Origin of the sequence: Chloracidobacterium sp., assembly GCA_016716305.1 — a bacterium.
Classification (GTDB): Bacteria; Acidobacteriota; Blastocatellia; order Pyrinomonadales; family Pyrinomonadaceae; genus OLB17.
On sequence record JADJWP010000002.1, the window covers coordinates 1598039 to 1612980 of the forward strand.

Genomic DNA, 14942 nt, shown 5'->3' on the forward strand with positions numbered 1-14942 from the left:
ATGAATCTCACGATCCATCATTCATCATTCACCACTCACAATTTATTTATTCTCTTTATGCAGCGTGTGGCAGCGGCAGCGACGGCAGAATTTCTTGAACTCGAGCCTGTTCGGCGTGTTCTTTTTGTTCTTGGTCGTCACGTAGTTGCGCTCTTTGCACTCGGTGCACTGCAAAATAATGTTATCTCTCGGCATAAATCCTCAACAGGCGGTTGGCAGCAGCAGATGGCAGTCAAAATTGCTGCCGCCTGCTGCCGATCGCCAATTCTTACTCTACGACTTCCGAAACGGTGCCTGCACCGACGGTGCGGCCGCCTTCGCGGATAGCGAAGCGGAGTCCTTTTTCCATCGCGATCGGGGCGATCAGTTCGATCTCCATCTGGATGTTGTCGCCCGGCATCACCATCTCGACCCCCGCCGGAAGGTGTGCTACGCCCGTCACATCCGTTGTCCGGAAGTAGAACTGCGGCCGGTAGCCCGTAAAGAACGGGGTGTGGCGTCCGCCTTCTTCCTTCGTCAGCACATACGCCTCGGCCTTGAACTTCGTGTGCGGGGTTATGCTTCCCGGTTTGGCGATCACCTGGCCGCGTTCGATCTCTTTTCTTTCAACTCCACGCAACAGCAATCCGACGTTATCGCCCGCCATTCCTGAGTCAAGCAGCTTCTTGAACATCTCGACGCCCGTCACCACCGAGTTGCGTGTGTCTTTGATACCCACGATCTCGACCGGCTCGTTGACGTTGATCACCCCGCGTTCGATCCTTCCCGTCGCAACCGTGCCGCGGCCCTGGATCGTGAAGATGTCCTCGACAGGCATCAGGAACGGCTTGTCCGTCTCCCGGGCCGGTGTCGGGATGTAGTCGTCCACCGCCTGCATCAACTCGTCCACCTTTGCTTCCCATGCCGGATCCCCTTCCAGTGCCTTCAATGCCGATCCCTGTACCACCGGGATCTCGTCTCCCGGAAACTCGTATGAGCTCAGCAGTTCGCGGATCTCCATCTCGACCAGCTCAAGAAGTTCTGCGTCATCGACCATATCCACCTTGTTCATGAATACGACCATCGACGGCACGCCTACCTGACGCGCCAGCAGGATGTGCTCTCGCGTCTGCGGCATCGGACCGTCAGTCGCCGCCACCACAAGGATCGCTCCGTCCATCTGTGCCGCTCCCGTGATCATGTTCTTCACATAGTCAGCGTGCCCAGGGCAATCGACGTGTGCGTAGTGACGGTTCGCCGTCTCATACTCAACGTGCGCCGTCGCGATCGTGATCCCTCGAGCCTTCTCCTCAGGTGCGTTGTCGATCGAATCAAATGCCCGCACCACCATCTTCGGATTGTGCTTCGACATTACCTTCGTGATTGCCGCCGTCAACGTCGTCTTGCCATGATCCACGTGCCCGATCGTCCCGATATTCACGTGCGGCTTGCTGCGATCGAATTTTTCCTTGCTCATCTTCTGTTATCGTCTCCGGTCAAATAAATAAAGAATTAAAAAGCCTCTTGTCTGGAGCCCAAGGCGGGATTTGAACCCGCGACCTCATCCTTACCAAGGATGCGCTCTACCCCTGAGCTACTTGGGCTCACTCGTAAAACTTTTTGGAGCGGGAGACGAGACTCGAACTCGCGACATTCAGCTTGGAAGGCTGACGCTCTACCAACTGAGCTACTCCCGCCCGCATGGTGCAAGGGGTAGGATTCGAACCTACGTACGGCTCTCGCCGGCCGGGTTTACAGCCCGGTGCCATTAACCACTCGACCACCCTTGCGAACCTTTTCTTTGTTGCCTTAATCGACTTTTAGAGCCAATTAGCAAATTTCCAATACTAACGAATGCCGCGGAAGCGCGCAAGTCGAAAAGGGACGATTTCCGGACTTTTGGCGTCAGATCAGCTTGTCGGGCGTGATCGGCAGTTCTCGGATCCTCTTTCCGGTGGCATGAAAAACGGCGTTCGCGATGGCGGCCGGAATGCCGACAAGGCCGAGTTCGCCCAGCCCTTTTGCCCCGAGAGGATTGACGATCTTATCTTCTTCGGGGACGAAAATGGTCTCGATCGAGCCTATATCGGCATTGACGGGAACGTGATAACCGGCAAGATTCGGATTCATGATGCGTCCGATCCGATGGTCGATCTCGGTCTTTTCGGTCAAAGCCATGCCGATCCCCCAGACGACGCCGCCCATTTCCTGGCTGTGAGCACCTTTAGGATTGATGATCTTGCCGGCGGCGGTTCCCTGCACGACGCGGGTGACGCGTACAATGCCGATCTCTTCATCGACCTTGACCTCAACGAATTGAGCGCCATGCGATGCCGTCGCATATTTGCCGCGCTCGCCGTAATCGGGTCGCGTCGTGTGGGTAGCAGCAAGATGGCCAAGGTTGTTTCGGCCCAAAAGCTCGGCGATCGTCGAACCGGTGTCGGCCCGGCCTTTAACGAACACGCGTTCATTTTCGAAAACGATGTTCTCGAATGCGACACCTGCAAAAGGCGAGCCCTCGCGTTTTGATTCGAGTTCGATCAGCTGTTTTTGAACGATCTGTGCGCATTCCTGCACCGCCGTACCGACGCTTGCCGTCGTGATCGAGCCGCCCTGCGATGGCGCGGTCGGAAGATCGCTGTCACCGAGCACGAACTTGATCTTTTCGATCGGCAGGCCGAGCTGTTTTGCCGCGATGATCGAGATCGTGGTGTAAGTGCCGGGGCCGATGTCGGTCGTACCGCTTTCGACCAGCGCGGTGCCGTCGGCGCGAAGCGTAACGCGGGCAGACGAAGGAGCAAGAAATGCTCCCCAGGTTCCGGTGGCCATTCCCCAACCTACTAGCAGCCGCCCGTCACGCATAGATCGCGGCTCCGGTTTGCGGTCTTTCCAGCCGAATCGTGCCGATGCCTGCCGATAGCACTCCCGCAGTTCTTTGCTCGAAAAAGGCCTGCCCGTATCGGGGTCTTTTTCGGCATAGTTGATCAGCCGCAGTTCGACCGGATCGATCTTCAATTTGTATGAAAGCTCGTCGAGTGCGGACTCGAGCGCAAATACACCCGAGACCGTCCCAGGAGCACGCATCCAAAGCGGCGTCTGCATATCGGTCCGGGCGATCGCACCCGAGGTTCGGACGTTCGGACAGGCATAAAGGGTCCGTGAAACGCCGACAAGGTCTTCGGTAAAGTCCTCATGGGCCGACGTATTATGAACGGCTTCGTGAATGATCGACGTCAGCTTGCCGCCTTTATCGGCACCAATGCGGATCCGCTGTATCGACGCCGGCCGGTAGCCATGGGCGGTCGCCAATTGCCGGCGGGAATACACTACCTTGACCGGCCTCTTGGTCTCGCGTGCGGCCATTACCGCAAGCAGGGTGTTCGGCGTCGGCCTCAGCGATGCGCCAAATGCGCCGCCGACAAACGGCGAAAGAACGCTTATCTTCGTTTTCTCGATGCCGAAGTGGGTCGAGAGATAATTGCGAACGCCATCGACGCCCTGCGTTTTGTCATAGACCGTCAGTTTCTCGCCGTCCCAATTTGCGACGGTCGCGTGCGGCTCCATCGCATTGTGATGCTCGACGGGAATGATGTACTCGGCCTCGACCTTTACGTCGGCGGCGGCGAACGCCTCGTCCGGTGTGCCTCGAACAGGACGAGGCCGGCCCTCGATGCGTTTATCGGCTACCTTACGAAGATCGGTCGATGGCGGCTGTTCGTCATAGGTCACCTTTACCATCGAAGCGGCATAACGCGCCTGTTCGAACGTGTCGGCAACGACCAATGCGATGGGTTGGCCGCTGAAAAGAATGGTATCGGTGGTAAGCGCGAAAAACGGCCGGCTGCGAACGCCAAACTCCTCGTCCGGCTGCTGCGATGCGAGCTTAGGTGCATTCTTATGCGTGAGTATCCTGACCACGCCCGGCTGCTTTTCGGCCTCCGCCGTATCGATCTCGCGTATCTTTCCGCGGGCGATGGTCGATTGAACAAGATAGCCGTAAGCGAGATCCGGAAAACGAAATTCAGCGATATACGTGGCCTTGCCGGTCACCTTTGCGCGTCCATCGACCCGGCTCGGCTGGTTCTTTAGATCGTCGGTCATCATAGGTTTGCCGCCCTCCCGAGTGCTTTTGCGATCGAACGCTGAACAAGGCGGACCTTATAAGCGTTTTCCGAAAGCGGTTTTGCATCCTGTACCGCAACTTCCGCCGCTTGCTGAAACAAGGTCGCTTCGGGCTTCTTACCGGCAAGTATTCGTTCGGACGCCTCGGCTCGCCAGGGCCTATGGGCGACGCCGCCGATCGCAATACGTGCCTGTCGAATCACGCCGCCGCTTATTTCCAACGCTGCTGCTACGGAAACCAGAGCAAATGCATAGCTCGCACGGTCACGGACCTTCAGGTAATAGGAGTTCGCTGCAAAATTGTTCTTCGGTATATCGATCGAGACGATCATTTCTCCATGCGAAAGGCTGTTGTCCACATCAGGCCGGTCGCCGGGGAGGCGGTGAAACGCCGTGAAATTCATCTTCCGCTCCTGGCCATCGACAGTGCGTATCTTGACGGTCGCATCAAGTGCGGCAAGGGCAACACACATGTCCGACGGATGCACCGCGACACAAGAATCGCTCCAGCCAAAGATCGCCGAATATCGGTTCAGCCCGTCCTTTGCGCTGCAGCCTGAACCGGGCTGACGCTTGTTGCAGGGCGTCCCGAGGTCGTAAAAGTAGGCACATCGCGTCCGCTGCATAAGGTTGCCGCCGTTCGTGGCCATGTTGCGGATCTGCGGCGACGCTCCCGAAAGTATCGCCTGCGTCAAAAGCGGAAATCCCTGTCGGATAAGCGGATGATTTGCCGTATCGGTGTTCTTTGCCAGGGCGCCGATCGAAACTCCGTTACCGCCGAGCGAACGGATGAGATTAAGCGGAATGCGCGAGATATCGACCAACTCGCTCGGGCGGTCAATTCCCTCTTTCATCAGGTCGATAAGGTTCGTCCCGCCGGCAATGAACCTCGCGTCCTTATTGGCGGCGACGAGCTTTACGGCAGCCTCGGCACCGGCCGGACGCTTGAATGCAAATGGCCTCATTTCGCACCTCCTGCCTGCACGTCCTCGATCGCGGCGACGATGTTCGGGTAAGCCCCGCAGCGGCAAATGTTGCCGCTCATCCGCTCCTGTATCTCGGCCTTTGTCAGCTTTTGCCCGCGTGGAATGGCGTTAATATTCTCCGTAACGAAACTCGCCTCGCCGTTCCGTGCCTCTTCAAGCATTGCGACCGCCGAGCAGATCTGGCCGGGTGTGCAATAGCCGCACTGCATACCGTCGCGTTCGATAAAAGCGGACTGCATCGGGTGAAGCTTGTCCCCATCGGCAAGGCCTTCGATGGTCGTCACTTTTCGGCCATCGCACATCGCGGCAAGCGTCAGACACGAAAGCTGTCGGCGGCCGTCGATGATGACCGTGCAGGCACCGCATTGGCCGTGGTCGCAGCCTTTTTTCGAGCCTGTCATCTCAAGCTGCTCGCGGAGGGCATCGAGCAGCGAGGTCCGCGTGTCGACCGGGAGCGTGTGCTCCTTTCCGTTGACGCTGAGCTTGACGGTCAGCTTCTCGACCGCAATGCCGCCCTCGACCGCAGGCTCGCTCGCCACCGCCGGCACGGCATCGCCGATCTTGACCGCGGCAACGCCTATGCCCGCGACCGCCGACTTCTTTAAGAAGTCGCGACGTGAACCATCGGCAGAAACAGCCTGATCCTGAAGAGGTTTTTTTTCGTCGTACATAGTTTTTGTTTGGAAACGCGATTTTAGCACAATCATCGCGTGTTTCCTAGATTCCGGATCGCCGCTGACGTTTAGCCGCGGCTCACTTTTTCGAACGCGGATGAAAATCGTCGTACGCCTTTTTCAGGTGGGCGTCCGTTATGTGGGTGTAGATCTGCGTGGTCGAGATATCGGCGTGGCCGAGCATCTGCTGGACGCTGCGGATATCGGCGCGGTTCTGAATAAGATGCGTGGCAAAAGAATGCCGAAGCGTGTGCGGCGAAACGCCCTCGAACCCGCAGCTTTCGGCATACTCCTTGATAAAAGCGTAGATCGCCTGTCGGTTGAGCGGACTGCCATGGGTTGAAACGAAGAGGTTCTCGATCTCGACATGTTCGTGCTTGCGCCGAAGCGCGAGATAGCTTTTGAGCCATTCGACCGCGCTCGTCCCGATCGGTATTCTCCGCGTCTTGCTGCCTTTGCCGATCGTCGTGAGTATGCCGGCATCGATGTCGGCATCGCGGATCTGAAGGTTAACGACCTCTGATACACGAAGCCCGCAGGCATACATCAATTCAAGGATCGCCCGGTCGCGAAGGCCGGTTTCGGTCGATGTGTCCGGCGCAAGAAGAAGTTGTTCGATCTCGGTTTGATTAAGAAAACGCGGCAGGTAAAAGCTCTTCTGGGGCGTATCGAGGTCTTCGGCTGGGCTCTTGCTGATATGCCCGTCCGTCATGAGGAACTTGTAAAAGCCGCGGATGGCGCTTATCAGCCGCCGCTTGGAGTTTTCGGAGACCTTTGCCCGAGAAAGATCGATAAGCCATTCGCGGAGGTCCGTCCGCGAAAGCGTGAGCATTTCAAGTGCGTTCTTATCGGCCCACGCCGCGAGCTTTCGCAGATCGCGCTCATAAGCCTCAAGCGAATTCTTCGCCAGGCCTTTTTCGACGCGAACGTACGAGATGTATTCGCGGATGAGGTCTCTCGTCACGCCGCCTATTTTAACATCAAAGCCGCGTGTTCGACCGAAAACCGGTCAATATCCCTCAGCAGTGTTTTGCAGATACGGTGGACAATCTGCGGTCTCGTGCATCACTGGATCGTTCTCACGCATAAGTTCGAACGCCGCACGGTTCGAAAAATTAAAGGTCCGCAGATCGGTCATTTGGCCAAGTTCACGATAACGATAGTGCATGGTGGATTTCGCTTCGCATTGGTCTTCGGCCGACATCAGCCGCAGTCCTTCGATGAGTGCCGGAAAGGCATCATCGCTCAGCCTCGCGTTGTAGTATGCGTCGAATTCCCGGCCCTGCTGCATTAGCTGGATGTTCTTGCGGGCTATGAAATCGTCAGGGTTCATCAGGTTGGTCGCCCCCAGAATGATGATGGCGGACCACAGCGCACCCCATGCGAAATTATTGCGATTTCCGCGAAGTACCGTCCAACCGAACCAAACAAAAACGACCGCCAGCCAGATCATAAAGACCATTGGATAAAAGCGAACGGTCGTCCAACCGTAGCCAAGCTCGCCGGTAAGCAGAATAAGACGCTGCATTGCCGAAGCCATGATGACGAAAAGCAGAGCGATCTGGACTCCCGCGAGCACGCGAAAGATCGTTTCGTTCTTTGCGTTATCGCGGCGGAGCAGCCAGTGTGACGCAAGCAGCATCGGCAACACCAGAAATGCGACGGCGACAAGTTCGCCGAATCCGCGGCGTGCAAAATCGGCAAGCTTGAGATCGGGCGTGTTCTGCACGAGGTCCATACCGCCAAAAAGGTATGGGATCTGAAAAAGGACGAAACTCAGAAACAGAGCATCGATCAGGCCGAGAATAATGATCGTCTCGACCCTGCCGAGCGTGAATACCTGCGGGAATTTTGTATTGTCCCAATTCTGCCAGTCGCGTTTTTGGGCTGCCGGTGCGGGTTCATCAGAAACCGCGTCGCTGTCGCCCCCGGTTCTGACTTCCGCATGCGGCAGGTCGGTAATGTTGATGTGCTCTACGACGGTGGCATTGTTGGGCAGCGACGTGTCTTCGGCCTGCTCCGCGGCAAATTTGTCGACAAAGCTTGTCCCCGTTTCGCCGGCGTCGGTCTTCGCTTCTTGTTTTGCATCATCGGCCTTCGGGATCGGCGATGTTGCCGCCGCGGCCGCTCGCGTAAAGCTGTCGATCAGCGTTCCGCGGAAATATCCGGCCGTTAGCCATGCCAGCAGCGACGTGAGCATTACGTGAGAGATCACGGTGTCGATATCAAAATTGACGATCCGGTTGGCAAAGTTCTCGAACGCCGCATCCGCCGCCATGAACAATGCACCGAATATCAATACGAGCGGCAGCGCGATGGCCAGGCCGCGAAGAACCGAAAACACGCTCTTGCTTAGCCGGTTGCCGGGCATCTCTTTCCAATCGATGTCAGCGCCAAGTAAAACGAACGGTGCAAAGAGCGAACTGAGGCCGGACCATACGAATCCGGCGGCATAGTGAAACACGCCGGCGATGCGCTGATTGACGCCGAAGTTCGGCAGCACCAGAACGCCCATGATGACGATGATCGCGATCGTGTCGTAAACCCGCAGCTCGATCGAATCGCGGATGAGATAGACCGATGCGAAGAAGATCATCGCCGCCTGAAGCGCAATGCTTCGCGGCGTAAGCAGCTCGGGCCGCCGGCGAATGGCGATCAGGAACATCGCCGCCGTAAAGACCGCCACGAAAAGAAATGCGTTCAGCCCCCAGGGCGTCGCACGCAGCATCAGGTTGCCAAATACACCGATGACCGATGCTGCCAAAAGTATCTCCGTTCCGGTCCGTGTTCGTGATCTCATAATCGTTTACTTCCTTTTCATCGCCTTGATAAGTGCTTCCATGTGGTCGAGGTATCGCTCGAGCGCCTTGCGGCCGGCGGCGGTTATTTTGTATTCGGTCAGCGGCATGCGGCCGGCGAAGGATTTCTTCATCGTTACGTATCCTGCATCTTCGAGCTTGCGGGCGTGGACGCTGAGGTTGCCGTCGGTGGTGTCGAGCAGCGTTCTCAGTTCGCCGAAACTGAGTTTATCGTTCGCCGCCAACGCGCTGATGATGCCGAGACGCATCCGTTCGTGGATCACCTTGTCGAGATCGTTCGAGACGGTCTCGGCCGCCTTCGCCACAGAAAGCCGCGGCGGCGATCCGTTATTATCTACCTTTGCTAAATTGGACTTCGCCATAAAATTCAAACGGCGCTTTCCGCCTTTTTCTTCTTTTCCCATTTCGTGGTCAATGTTTTCGTCACAAACACGAACTAGAAAAGGGGAAAACCCGATCAGACTAGCTTCCCGCGAGCGGCGTCCCGAAAATGCCGACCGCGAGTTCCGCCCAAATGAGCAGGAATGCGAGCAATATCGCCGCGACCAAAGCGAGCCGATGGACGGACCGGACGACTGTTCGAAGAACGACTTCGATCGCGAAACCAGCCACCAATAACAATACGGCCATGGCGATAAAGTCGGACCCGCTCCAGCGGACCTCGTTCGTAAACTGCATTGCGACAGCCGGAATGGCGAGCACAATTGCGATGCAGGCGACAATAACGATCGCGCGTTTGTTTTGGTCAAAAAATGTGTTTTCCATAGATCTAGCCTCCGTAACGCCGGGCGATCACTGCCCCAAAAATAATGTGAAGCAGGCCGAAGCTCGCGGCCATCATCTCGTCGCCGCTGCCTTTTGGCAGCGCCAGCGTTATTGCCCCGAGTACGATGAAGCACCAGCCCATCACCGGCACCGCGCGGACCGAATAGGCACCGCCGCCGATGACCGCCGCTCCGTAACAGAGCATCCACATCGCCGCCATCACGCTGTAATTATCAAACCGCCAGAGCCCGAACGTGAGAGCGATGCCGACAACGATCGGCGGAAAAAAGCTGTATGCAAATTTGCGTGCCGGCGTCGAGAATAGCGATTGGCCGCCGATCTTTGATTTCTGCCACATCGCTAGAAATCCGATCGCCGCCGCAAGAAACGCCTCTGTAACCCAGACGATCAGCCAATCGCGAAGATAGATCTGGCCGTTGGCGATCACGGCCGCAACGATCGCCGTCACGCCCATAAGTATCCCGCCGTAACCCGGAACGGCCGTGAAGCTTGTCGACCGCTCCATTGCATCGCGGATGTATTTCAAATTATCCAGAGCGCGGTCGCCGAGGCTGACGGGCTCGTCGGGCTCGGACTCGGTCTTGCGAAGTTGAGAAACGTTTGACATCGAAGGGAAATATATGCCAAGTAGTTCCGCTTGTCAAGTACTTTGTATTACAAAGTTATTCGACATGAAAATGGCGGGCCGCAGCCCGCCGCAAAGCCCGGATCAATGCTCCTGGCCGACAGAAACCTTTCCTTTGAACGTGCGGAAAAGGAATGTGTAATAGCCGAGTGCGATGATGATGCCGATCGGCCACCAGATCAGAGCGACGCTCAGCCCGTAATCACCTGCTCGGGCGTTGTAGACCGTCAGGCTGTTCGCCGGCTCGAGCGCCGGCAGCACGAGCGGGAAAAGCCCGTAAACGGCTCCGCCGAGCATCGTCGCGAGATAGACCGAAGACGAAAGAAACGCCTTTTTGTCGTCGCCCCTGGTGTTGAAGTATTTGATCGCCGCAAGCGAGGCCACGACAGCGATCGGGATCAGCCAGCCGACAGGCAATGCGAAATAATTATCGAGCAGCGTCGGGCGGACATACATCACGGCCCAAAGGCTAATGAGTGTGACCGCAACGAGAGCAAACCATCCGAGGCCGACGACCCTGCGGGCACGCTGGTTCATATCGCCCTCGGTCTTCAGGGCCAAATAGTTCGCTCCGTGAACGGCAAGGGCCAGAAAGGCAACAACGCCCGAAAGCACGGTGAACCAATCGAGTATCCCGGTCTCGCCGGTCGTTCCCCAGTGGGTGAAGAGCGGCTCAAAAAAATAGCCCTGTTCATCGAGCGGGACGCCGCGAATGACGTTGCCGAGAGCCGCTCCGTAAAAGATCGCGAGCAGGATGCTGGCAAGCGAAAAGACGAAATCCCAAAAGTTCGTCCACATCTGATTGTGCTCGAGCTGATGGCGAAGCTCGATGCCCGCTGCCCGCAATATCAGCAGCCAGAGCACCATCATCAGCGGAAGATAAAAGCCCGAGAACGCCGATGCGTAAAGCTGCGGAAACGCGAAATAGAGCGTTCCGCCCGTTGCCAAAAGCCAGACCTCGTTGCCGTCCCAAACAGGGCCGATCGAACGGATGACCGCCGCTCGCTCGGCGTCGCTGCGGCCGACGATGTAATGAACTATGCCGGCTCCGATGTCGAACCCGTCGAGGATGACATAGCAGACCAGCATGAACGCAACTATCATGAACCACGTTAATTCCATATCCTCCTCCTACAGGTATGCGGCCTCCGTTGTCTCGCTGATGCCTGCGCCGAGCTCGTCGGCACCGTGTTCGATCCGGCGAAGCATCAGGAAGATATATAGCAGCGAAAGCACCGTGTACATCCCGAAAAAACCGAGCAGCGTGAACATCACGTTGCCGCTGGAGACCATGTGGGACGCGCCTTCCTCGGTCCTGAAAAGGCCATAAACCAGCCACGGCTGGCGGCCTAGTTCGGCGACCATCCAGCCGACGGTGTTCGCGATGAATGGGAACGGGAAAAGAAGCATCAAGATCCAGAGCAGCCAGTTGGAATCGTAAAGCCATCCGCGCCAAAGCCAAAGAACGGCGATGCCCATAATGGCTATAAAGATCGTCCCGAGGCCGACCATGATGTGAAAACTGTAATAAAGCAGCGGGATGTTGTCGGGGTGCTGATCCTCGGGAAACTCGTTCAGCCCGCGAACCTTCGCATCCCAACGCTGATAGGTGATGAAGCTGAGCATGTTCGGGATATGGATGGCGTTATCGAGCCGCTTCTTTTCCATATCCGGCTGCCCGATCAGGACAAGCGGCGCGCCGTTCGTCGTATCGAATAGGCCCTCCATCGCCGCGAGCGTGACGGGCTGATGTTCGGCGACCATCCGTCCCTGCAGATCGCCCGAAGGGAACAGCATCCAGATGCTTGAAACACATCCGGCGATGACGCCCGCTTTGACGAACATCTTGCCGTATTCGACCTGACGTTTTGAAAGCACGTAAAAGGCACCAAGCGCCGCGACGGCGAACGAGCCCGTGACGACGGCTCCGCCCATATTGTGCATGTATTGGTAAACCGCGCATTCGTTGAAAACAAGCGCCCAGAAGCTGGTCAGTTGGACGCTTCCATCGGCAGCGACCTCATACCCGACCGGATGCTGCATCCAGGCGTTGGTCGCGATGATGAACCAGCCCGAGAGCCACGTCCCGACGAAAAGCAGGAATGCCGAAAGCCAGTGGAGCGTTTGGCCGAGCCGTTTCTCGCCAAACAGAAATAGGCCGATGAACGATGATTCGAGAAAGAATGCGAACGTCCCTTCCATCGCCAATGTCTGGCCTATGACGCCGCCTGCATACTTCGAAAAGACGGCCCAGTTCGTGCCGAACTGAAACTCCATCGGGATGCCGGTCACGACGCCGAAAAGAAACGTGATGCCAAAGATCTTGCCCCAGAACCGTGCGGCTTCGTTCCAGCGTTCGTCCTTTTTCCAGATCGCAAGCGATTTGAAAATGACGATCAGCGGAGCAAGGCCCATCGTAAGCTGAGGAAAGAGATAATGGTAAGTTATCGTGAACGCAAATTGGATGCGGTCAAGAGTAAGGGCTTCCACAGCAGATCCTCCGTTTGAGTGTCGTAGATCAGTCGTTTACCACCGCTGCAGGTTTCGGTTGGGTCTGTTACAAGCGTATCTTCTAACGTTTTCTTTTTTGATGCAAGGTTTGGGAAAAAACAGATGTGCCGTTCGTCATATTAACGATACTAATTTTTGAGCGGATGCGAATTGAGTGCCGTCAGATGAGGGCTGAAACGGGTTAACGTTTCTTTGCGGGCGGCTTTTTGGCGTTGACGACATCGCCCATGTTCTCGACCGGCGGTGCCGTCGGATCGGTCGTCAGATAGGTCAACCGTTTGCCCTGGCGAAGGAAGTTCTTGCCGTTCCATTTATAGAACGAGCGGGTAAAATGCGTCGGGCAGCAAAGCTGTTCCTCGTCGCCGGTTATCTTTCCGGTCTCGATCGAGCCGAGCATGAAGCGGTCTTGCCCGAAGAGCTCGATCGCGAGTGCACCGTCCTCGACCCTGATATCTTTAAGGCCGCCATCGGCACGGTCGCCGGTACGGAAATGCCAGATCAACTCGGGCTTTTCATCTTTCCATTCGAAGATATATGCGAGCTGGGGTATCGCATTTCCGGCCGTTTCGATCTTGAGAATCACGACCGCGTCGTCCTGGCCGTCGCCGGTAGCATCGAAAAACCGGGTAGAGACGTATGAGAGGCCGATCCGCCGCTGTGATCTTGCCTCGGCTTTTTCGGTATCCGACATATCGTCCGATACGGTTCCCGCGATCGGCTCGAGCCGGCCGTTCTCGAGTCTGATCTCGTCGGTCCCGTCGGGATTATGCCACCCGCGCGGCAATGGATAGGTGTGATTGCGAAAATCGAATGACCCGATGGGCGACGATGTCGCCGCAAAGCGGCCGTCCTTGATCTCAGCCTGAAGATCGGGGAATTCCGGTTCGGCCGGCGGCGGCACAAAACTCTTCGGCGGTTCGGCTTCCGTCGTGTTGGCGTCAACCGACGCTATCGCGTTTCCGCTATCCGCCGACCCGCCGCACGATGCGGCAAACAAAAGAACGGCAATAGCAAAAATGACGGCTATTTCTTTCGAGTTGGGTCTCATGTTTTCCAGCGGGGAGCGATGAATACGATCTTAGGTGCCAAAGCTGGCACCGACTGCTTCGGCCCGCCGCCTATGCTCGGCCGCCGCGTCCTGATCGCCCAGCCGATCGAACTTGTCAGCGGCCGTTGCATAAAAACGGCGAAGGGCCTTTCTCACGAAATCCCGATACTCAACAAGCGGGAACGCCGATCCCTGGTCGGCCTCATAAAGGCCCTGCAGTTCCATGTCTCCGACCTCTTTTGCGACCACCGCCGCCCGCCCGGCATCGGCCGCAGCCGACAATATCTCGGTCAGAACGTTAAGAAGCGTTCTCACAATGACGTGGTCACGGCGGCCGAACTGATAGAGCTGGTCAAAGGCGTCGTCGATATACTGTTCAAATGACGGCTCTTTCACAAAGATGCCGTGGCCTTCCAGCGTTGCTGACTTCCTCGATCGCAGGTCACGTCCCGCAAGCTCCTTGATTATCACGCCAAGGTAATGGATGCAATTGACACATGTCGTTGGGTCGTTCACCGCGGGCGAGATGGCTTTGACGCCAATGTCAACAAGCTGCCTAACGCCGTACTCGATATCCTGATCGATGCTCCGGAATTTATGAAGAGCAAAACACCCCTTTATCTCGCTTTTGATCGCGGCTGGAAGCGGCGTCTCGGGCTCGATCACCGCGAGCGGTGAACCGACCTCGACAAAGCTGCCAAGATAGTTTGAGACGCACAAGACCGCTTCGGGATGATCGCGCCTTACATTGGAAAACACCGCCAATAGGCGATCTGTGTCTATCGCCGCGAGAAAACCGCTCGTTTCTGAGCAGACCGTCGACGGCGGCGGGGCCGTAACCTCCTCGATCCGTGGAAGGTCACGTTCGATCTCTTCGAGCGTGCGGTTCGCGATGTTATGGGTGATGCTGGCGGCATTGATGTTGTCGGCAAGATAGCTCAGAAATGCCGGAAAAAGAACAAAGACGCCGTAAGCCGAAAGCATGACCGCAAGCAATTGAAGCTGAACGACGCCGACAAACTGCACCGCGAACAAAAAGCCGAAGATGCCGATGAACGACCAAAGGAAAACGCGGCGAAACTTGTCGCCATGCCAAAAATGCCGTACGACCCTCGGCGAGAACTGGACCGAGACGAGCGAGAGCGCAACAAAGACGAATGAGAACGTCGTGACCAGCACCGTTATGCCGACACCGATCATCGCGATCCCGAGCGACGGCAGCATCTGTTCGAGCACCTTCCAGGTCGGTCTGCCGAGCACGACGAGCAGCAGCAAATATAATGCAAGAAAGCCGATAAGGACGGACACGAGCAGCCCGGCGTGGTCGCGGTCGGCTCGCACGGTCCGGCGTTTGCTTTGTGATCGCCGAAGATCGTCAGACATTCATTTCAG

At 56.8% G+C, this 14942-nt stretch carries 14 protein-coding genes and 3 tRNA genes; all 17 read right to left on the bottom strand.

Annotation, left to right across the window (positions count from 1 at the left end):
• Positions 1-42: 42 nt before the first annotated feature.
• The 17 genes from rpmG to IPM28_09235 all read right to left on the bottom strand — a co-directional run bounded on the left by rpmG (position 43) and on the right by IPM28_09235 (position 14933).
• On the bottom strand, positions 43-195 hold the full coding sequence (rpmG, locus tag IPM28_09155; GenBank protein MBK9173159.1) for a 50S ribosomal protein L33: 153 nt from the start codon (positions 193-195) through the stop codon (positions 43-45).
• A 73-nt stretch (positions 196-268) separates the two neighbouring features.
• Positions 269-1456, bottom strand: coding sequence for an elongation factor Tu (tuf, locus tag IPM28_09160; GenBank protein MBK9173160.1), 1188 nt, complete (start codon positions 1454-1456; stop codon positions 269-271).
• Positions 1457-1508: 52 nt separating this feature from the next.
• A tRNA-Thr gene (locus IPM28_09165) sits at positions 1509-1583 on the bottom strand.
• A 17-nt stretch (positions 1584-1600) separates the two neighbouring features.
• Positions 1601-1676 (bottom strand) — tRNA-Gly (locus tag IPM28_09170).
• Positions 1677-1681: 5 nt separating this feature from the next.
• Positions 1682-1769: transfer RNA gene (locus tag IPM28_09175), tRNA-Tyr, on the bottom strand.
• 115 nt (positions 1770-1884) lie between these two features.
• Positions 1885-4080: a xanthine dehydrogenase family protein molybdopterin-binding subunit gene (locus IPM28_09180; protein MBK9173161.1), complete on the bottom strand. Its 2196-nt coding sequence runs from the start codon at positions 4078-4080 to the stop codon at positions 1885-1887.
• Positions 4080-5066 (bottom strand): xanthine dehydrogenase family protein subunit M, encoded by a 987-nt coding sequence (locus IPM28_09185; GenBank protein ID MBK9173162.1) that lies wholly within the window; start codon positions 5064-5066, stop codon positions 4080-4082. The genes IPM28_09180 and IPM28_09185 overlap by 1 nt, the downstream gene beginning before the upstream one ends.
• Positions 5063-5794 carry a 2Fe-2S iron-sulfur cluster binding domain-containing protein gene (locus tag IPM28_09190; protein ID MBK9173163.1) on the bottom strand — a complete coding sequence of 244 codons (732 nt, stop codon included), beginning with the start codon at positions 5792-5794 and terminating at the stop codon, positions 5063-5065. Before IPM28_09190 ends, IPM28_09185 begins: the two co-directional genes overlap by 4 nt.
• A gap of 46 nt (positions 5795-5840) precedes the next feature.
• Positions 5841-6725, bottom strand: a complete 885-nt coding sequence (xerD, locus tag IPM28_09195) for a site-specific tyrosine recombinase XerD (protein MBK9173164.1) — start codon at positions 6723-6725, stop codon at positions 5841-5843.
• Between the two features lie 45 nt (positions 6726-6770).
• Positions 6771-8561, bottom strand: coding sequence for a DUF4173 domain-containing protein (locus IPM28_09200; GenBank protein MBK9173165.1), 1791 nt, complete (start codon positions 8559-8561; stop codon positions 6771-6773).
• A 6-nt stretch (positions 8562-8567) separates the two neighbouring features.
• Positions 8568-8942: a transcriptional regulator gene (locus IPM28_09205; protein ID MBK9173166.1), complete on the bottom strand. Its 375-nt coding sequence runs from the start codon at positions 8940-8942 to the stop codon at positions 8568-8570.
• Between the two features lie 100 nt (positions 8943-9042).
• Positions 9043-9345 carry a hypothetical protein gene (locus IPM28_09210; GenBank protein ID MBK9173167.1) on the bottom strand — a complete coding sequence of 101 codons (303 nt, stop codon included), beginning with the start codon at positions 9343-9345 and terminating at the stop codon, positions 9043-9045.
• Between the two features lie 4 nt (positions 9346-9349).
• The gene (locus tag IPM28_09215; GenBank protein MBK9173168.1) at positions 9350-9973 is read right to left on the bottom strand and encodes a hypothetical protein; all 624 of its coding nucleotides are present in this window, start codon (positions 9971-9973) and stop codon (positions 9350-9352) included.
• Positions 9974-10075: 102 nt separating this feature from the next.
• A complete protein-coding gene (cydB, locus tag IPM28_09220) occupies positions 10076-11113 on the bottom strand; it encodes a cytochrome d ubiquinol oxidase subunit II (GenBank protein MBK9173169.1) in 1038 nt (345 codons plus the stop codon).
• Between the two features lie 9 nt (positions 11114-11122).
• Positions 11123-12481, bottom strand: coding sequence for a cytochrome ubiquinol oxidase subunit I (locus IPM28_09225; protein MBK9173170.1), 1359 nt, complete (start codon positions 12479-12481; stop codon positions 11123-11125).
• A gap of 202 nt (positions 12482-12683) precedes the next feature.
• Positions 12684-13550, bottom strand: a complete 867-nt coding sequence (locus tag IPM28_09230) for a hypothetical protein (protein ID MBK9173171.1) — start codon at positions 13548-13550, stop codon at positions 12684-12686.
• 30 nt (positions 13551-13580) lie between these two features.
• Entirely contained in the window at positions 13581-14933 is a 1353-nt protein-coding gene (locus tag IPM28_09235) for a DUF2254 domain-containing protein (GenBank protein ID MBK9173172.1), read from the bottom strand.
• Between the last annotated feature and the right edge of the window lie 9 nt (positions 14934-14942).

Bases quoted from the DNA above. Each gene is read 5' to 3' on its own strand.
- tuf (MBK9173160.1), bottom strand. From the start codon at position 1,456: ATGAGCAAGGAAAAATTCGATCGCAGCAAGCCGCACGTGAATATCGGG.
- IPM28_09235 (MBK9173172.1), bottom strand. From the start codon at position 14,933: ATGTCTGACGATCTTCGGCGATCACAAAGCAAACGCCGGACCGTGCGA.
- IPM28_09210 (MBK9173167.1), bottom strand. From the start codon at position 9,345: ATGGAAAACACATTTTTTGACCAAAACAAACGCGCGATCGTTATTGTC.
- IPM28_09200 (MBK9173165.1), bottom strand. From the start codon at position 8,561: ATGAGATCACGAACACGGACCGGAACGGAGATACTTTTGGCAGCATCG.
- IPM28_09180 (MBK9173161.1), bottom strand. From the start codon at position 4,080: ATGACCGACGATCTAAAGAACCAGCCGAGCCGGGTCGATGGACGCGCA.
- IPM28_09215 (MBK9173168.1), bottom strand. From the start codon at position 9,973: ATGTCAAACGTTTCTCAACTTCGCAAGACCGAGTCCGAGCCCGACGAG.
- IPM28_09190 (MBK9173163.1), bottom strand. From the start codon at position 5,794: ATGATTGTGCTAAAATCGCGTTTCCAAACAAAAACTATGTACGACGAA.
- cydB (MBK9173169.1), bottom strand. From the start codon at position 11,113: ATGGAATTAACGTGGTTCATGATAGTTGCGTTCATGCTGGTCTGCTAT.
- IPM28_09205 (MBK9173166.1), bottom strand. From the start codon at position 8,942: ATGGCGAAGTCCAATTTAGCAAAGGTAGATAATAACGGATCGCCGCCG.
- IPM28_09185 (MBK9173162.1), bottom strand. From the start codon at position 5,066: ATGAGGCCATTTGCATTCAAGCGTCCGGCCGGTGCCGAGGCTGCCGTA.
- IPM28_09230 (MBK9173171.1), bottom strand. From the start codon at position 13,550: ATGAGACCCAACTCGAAAGAAATAGCCGTCATTTTTGCTATTGCCGTT.
- rpmG (MBK9173159.1), bottom strand. From the start codon at position 195: ATGCCGAGAGATAACATTATTTTGCAGTGCACCGAGTGCAAAGAGCGC.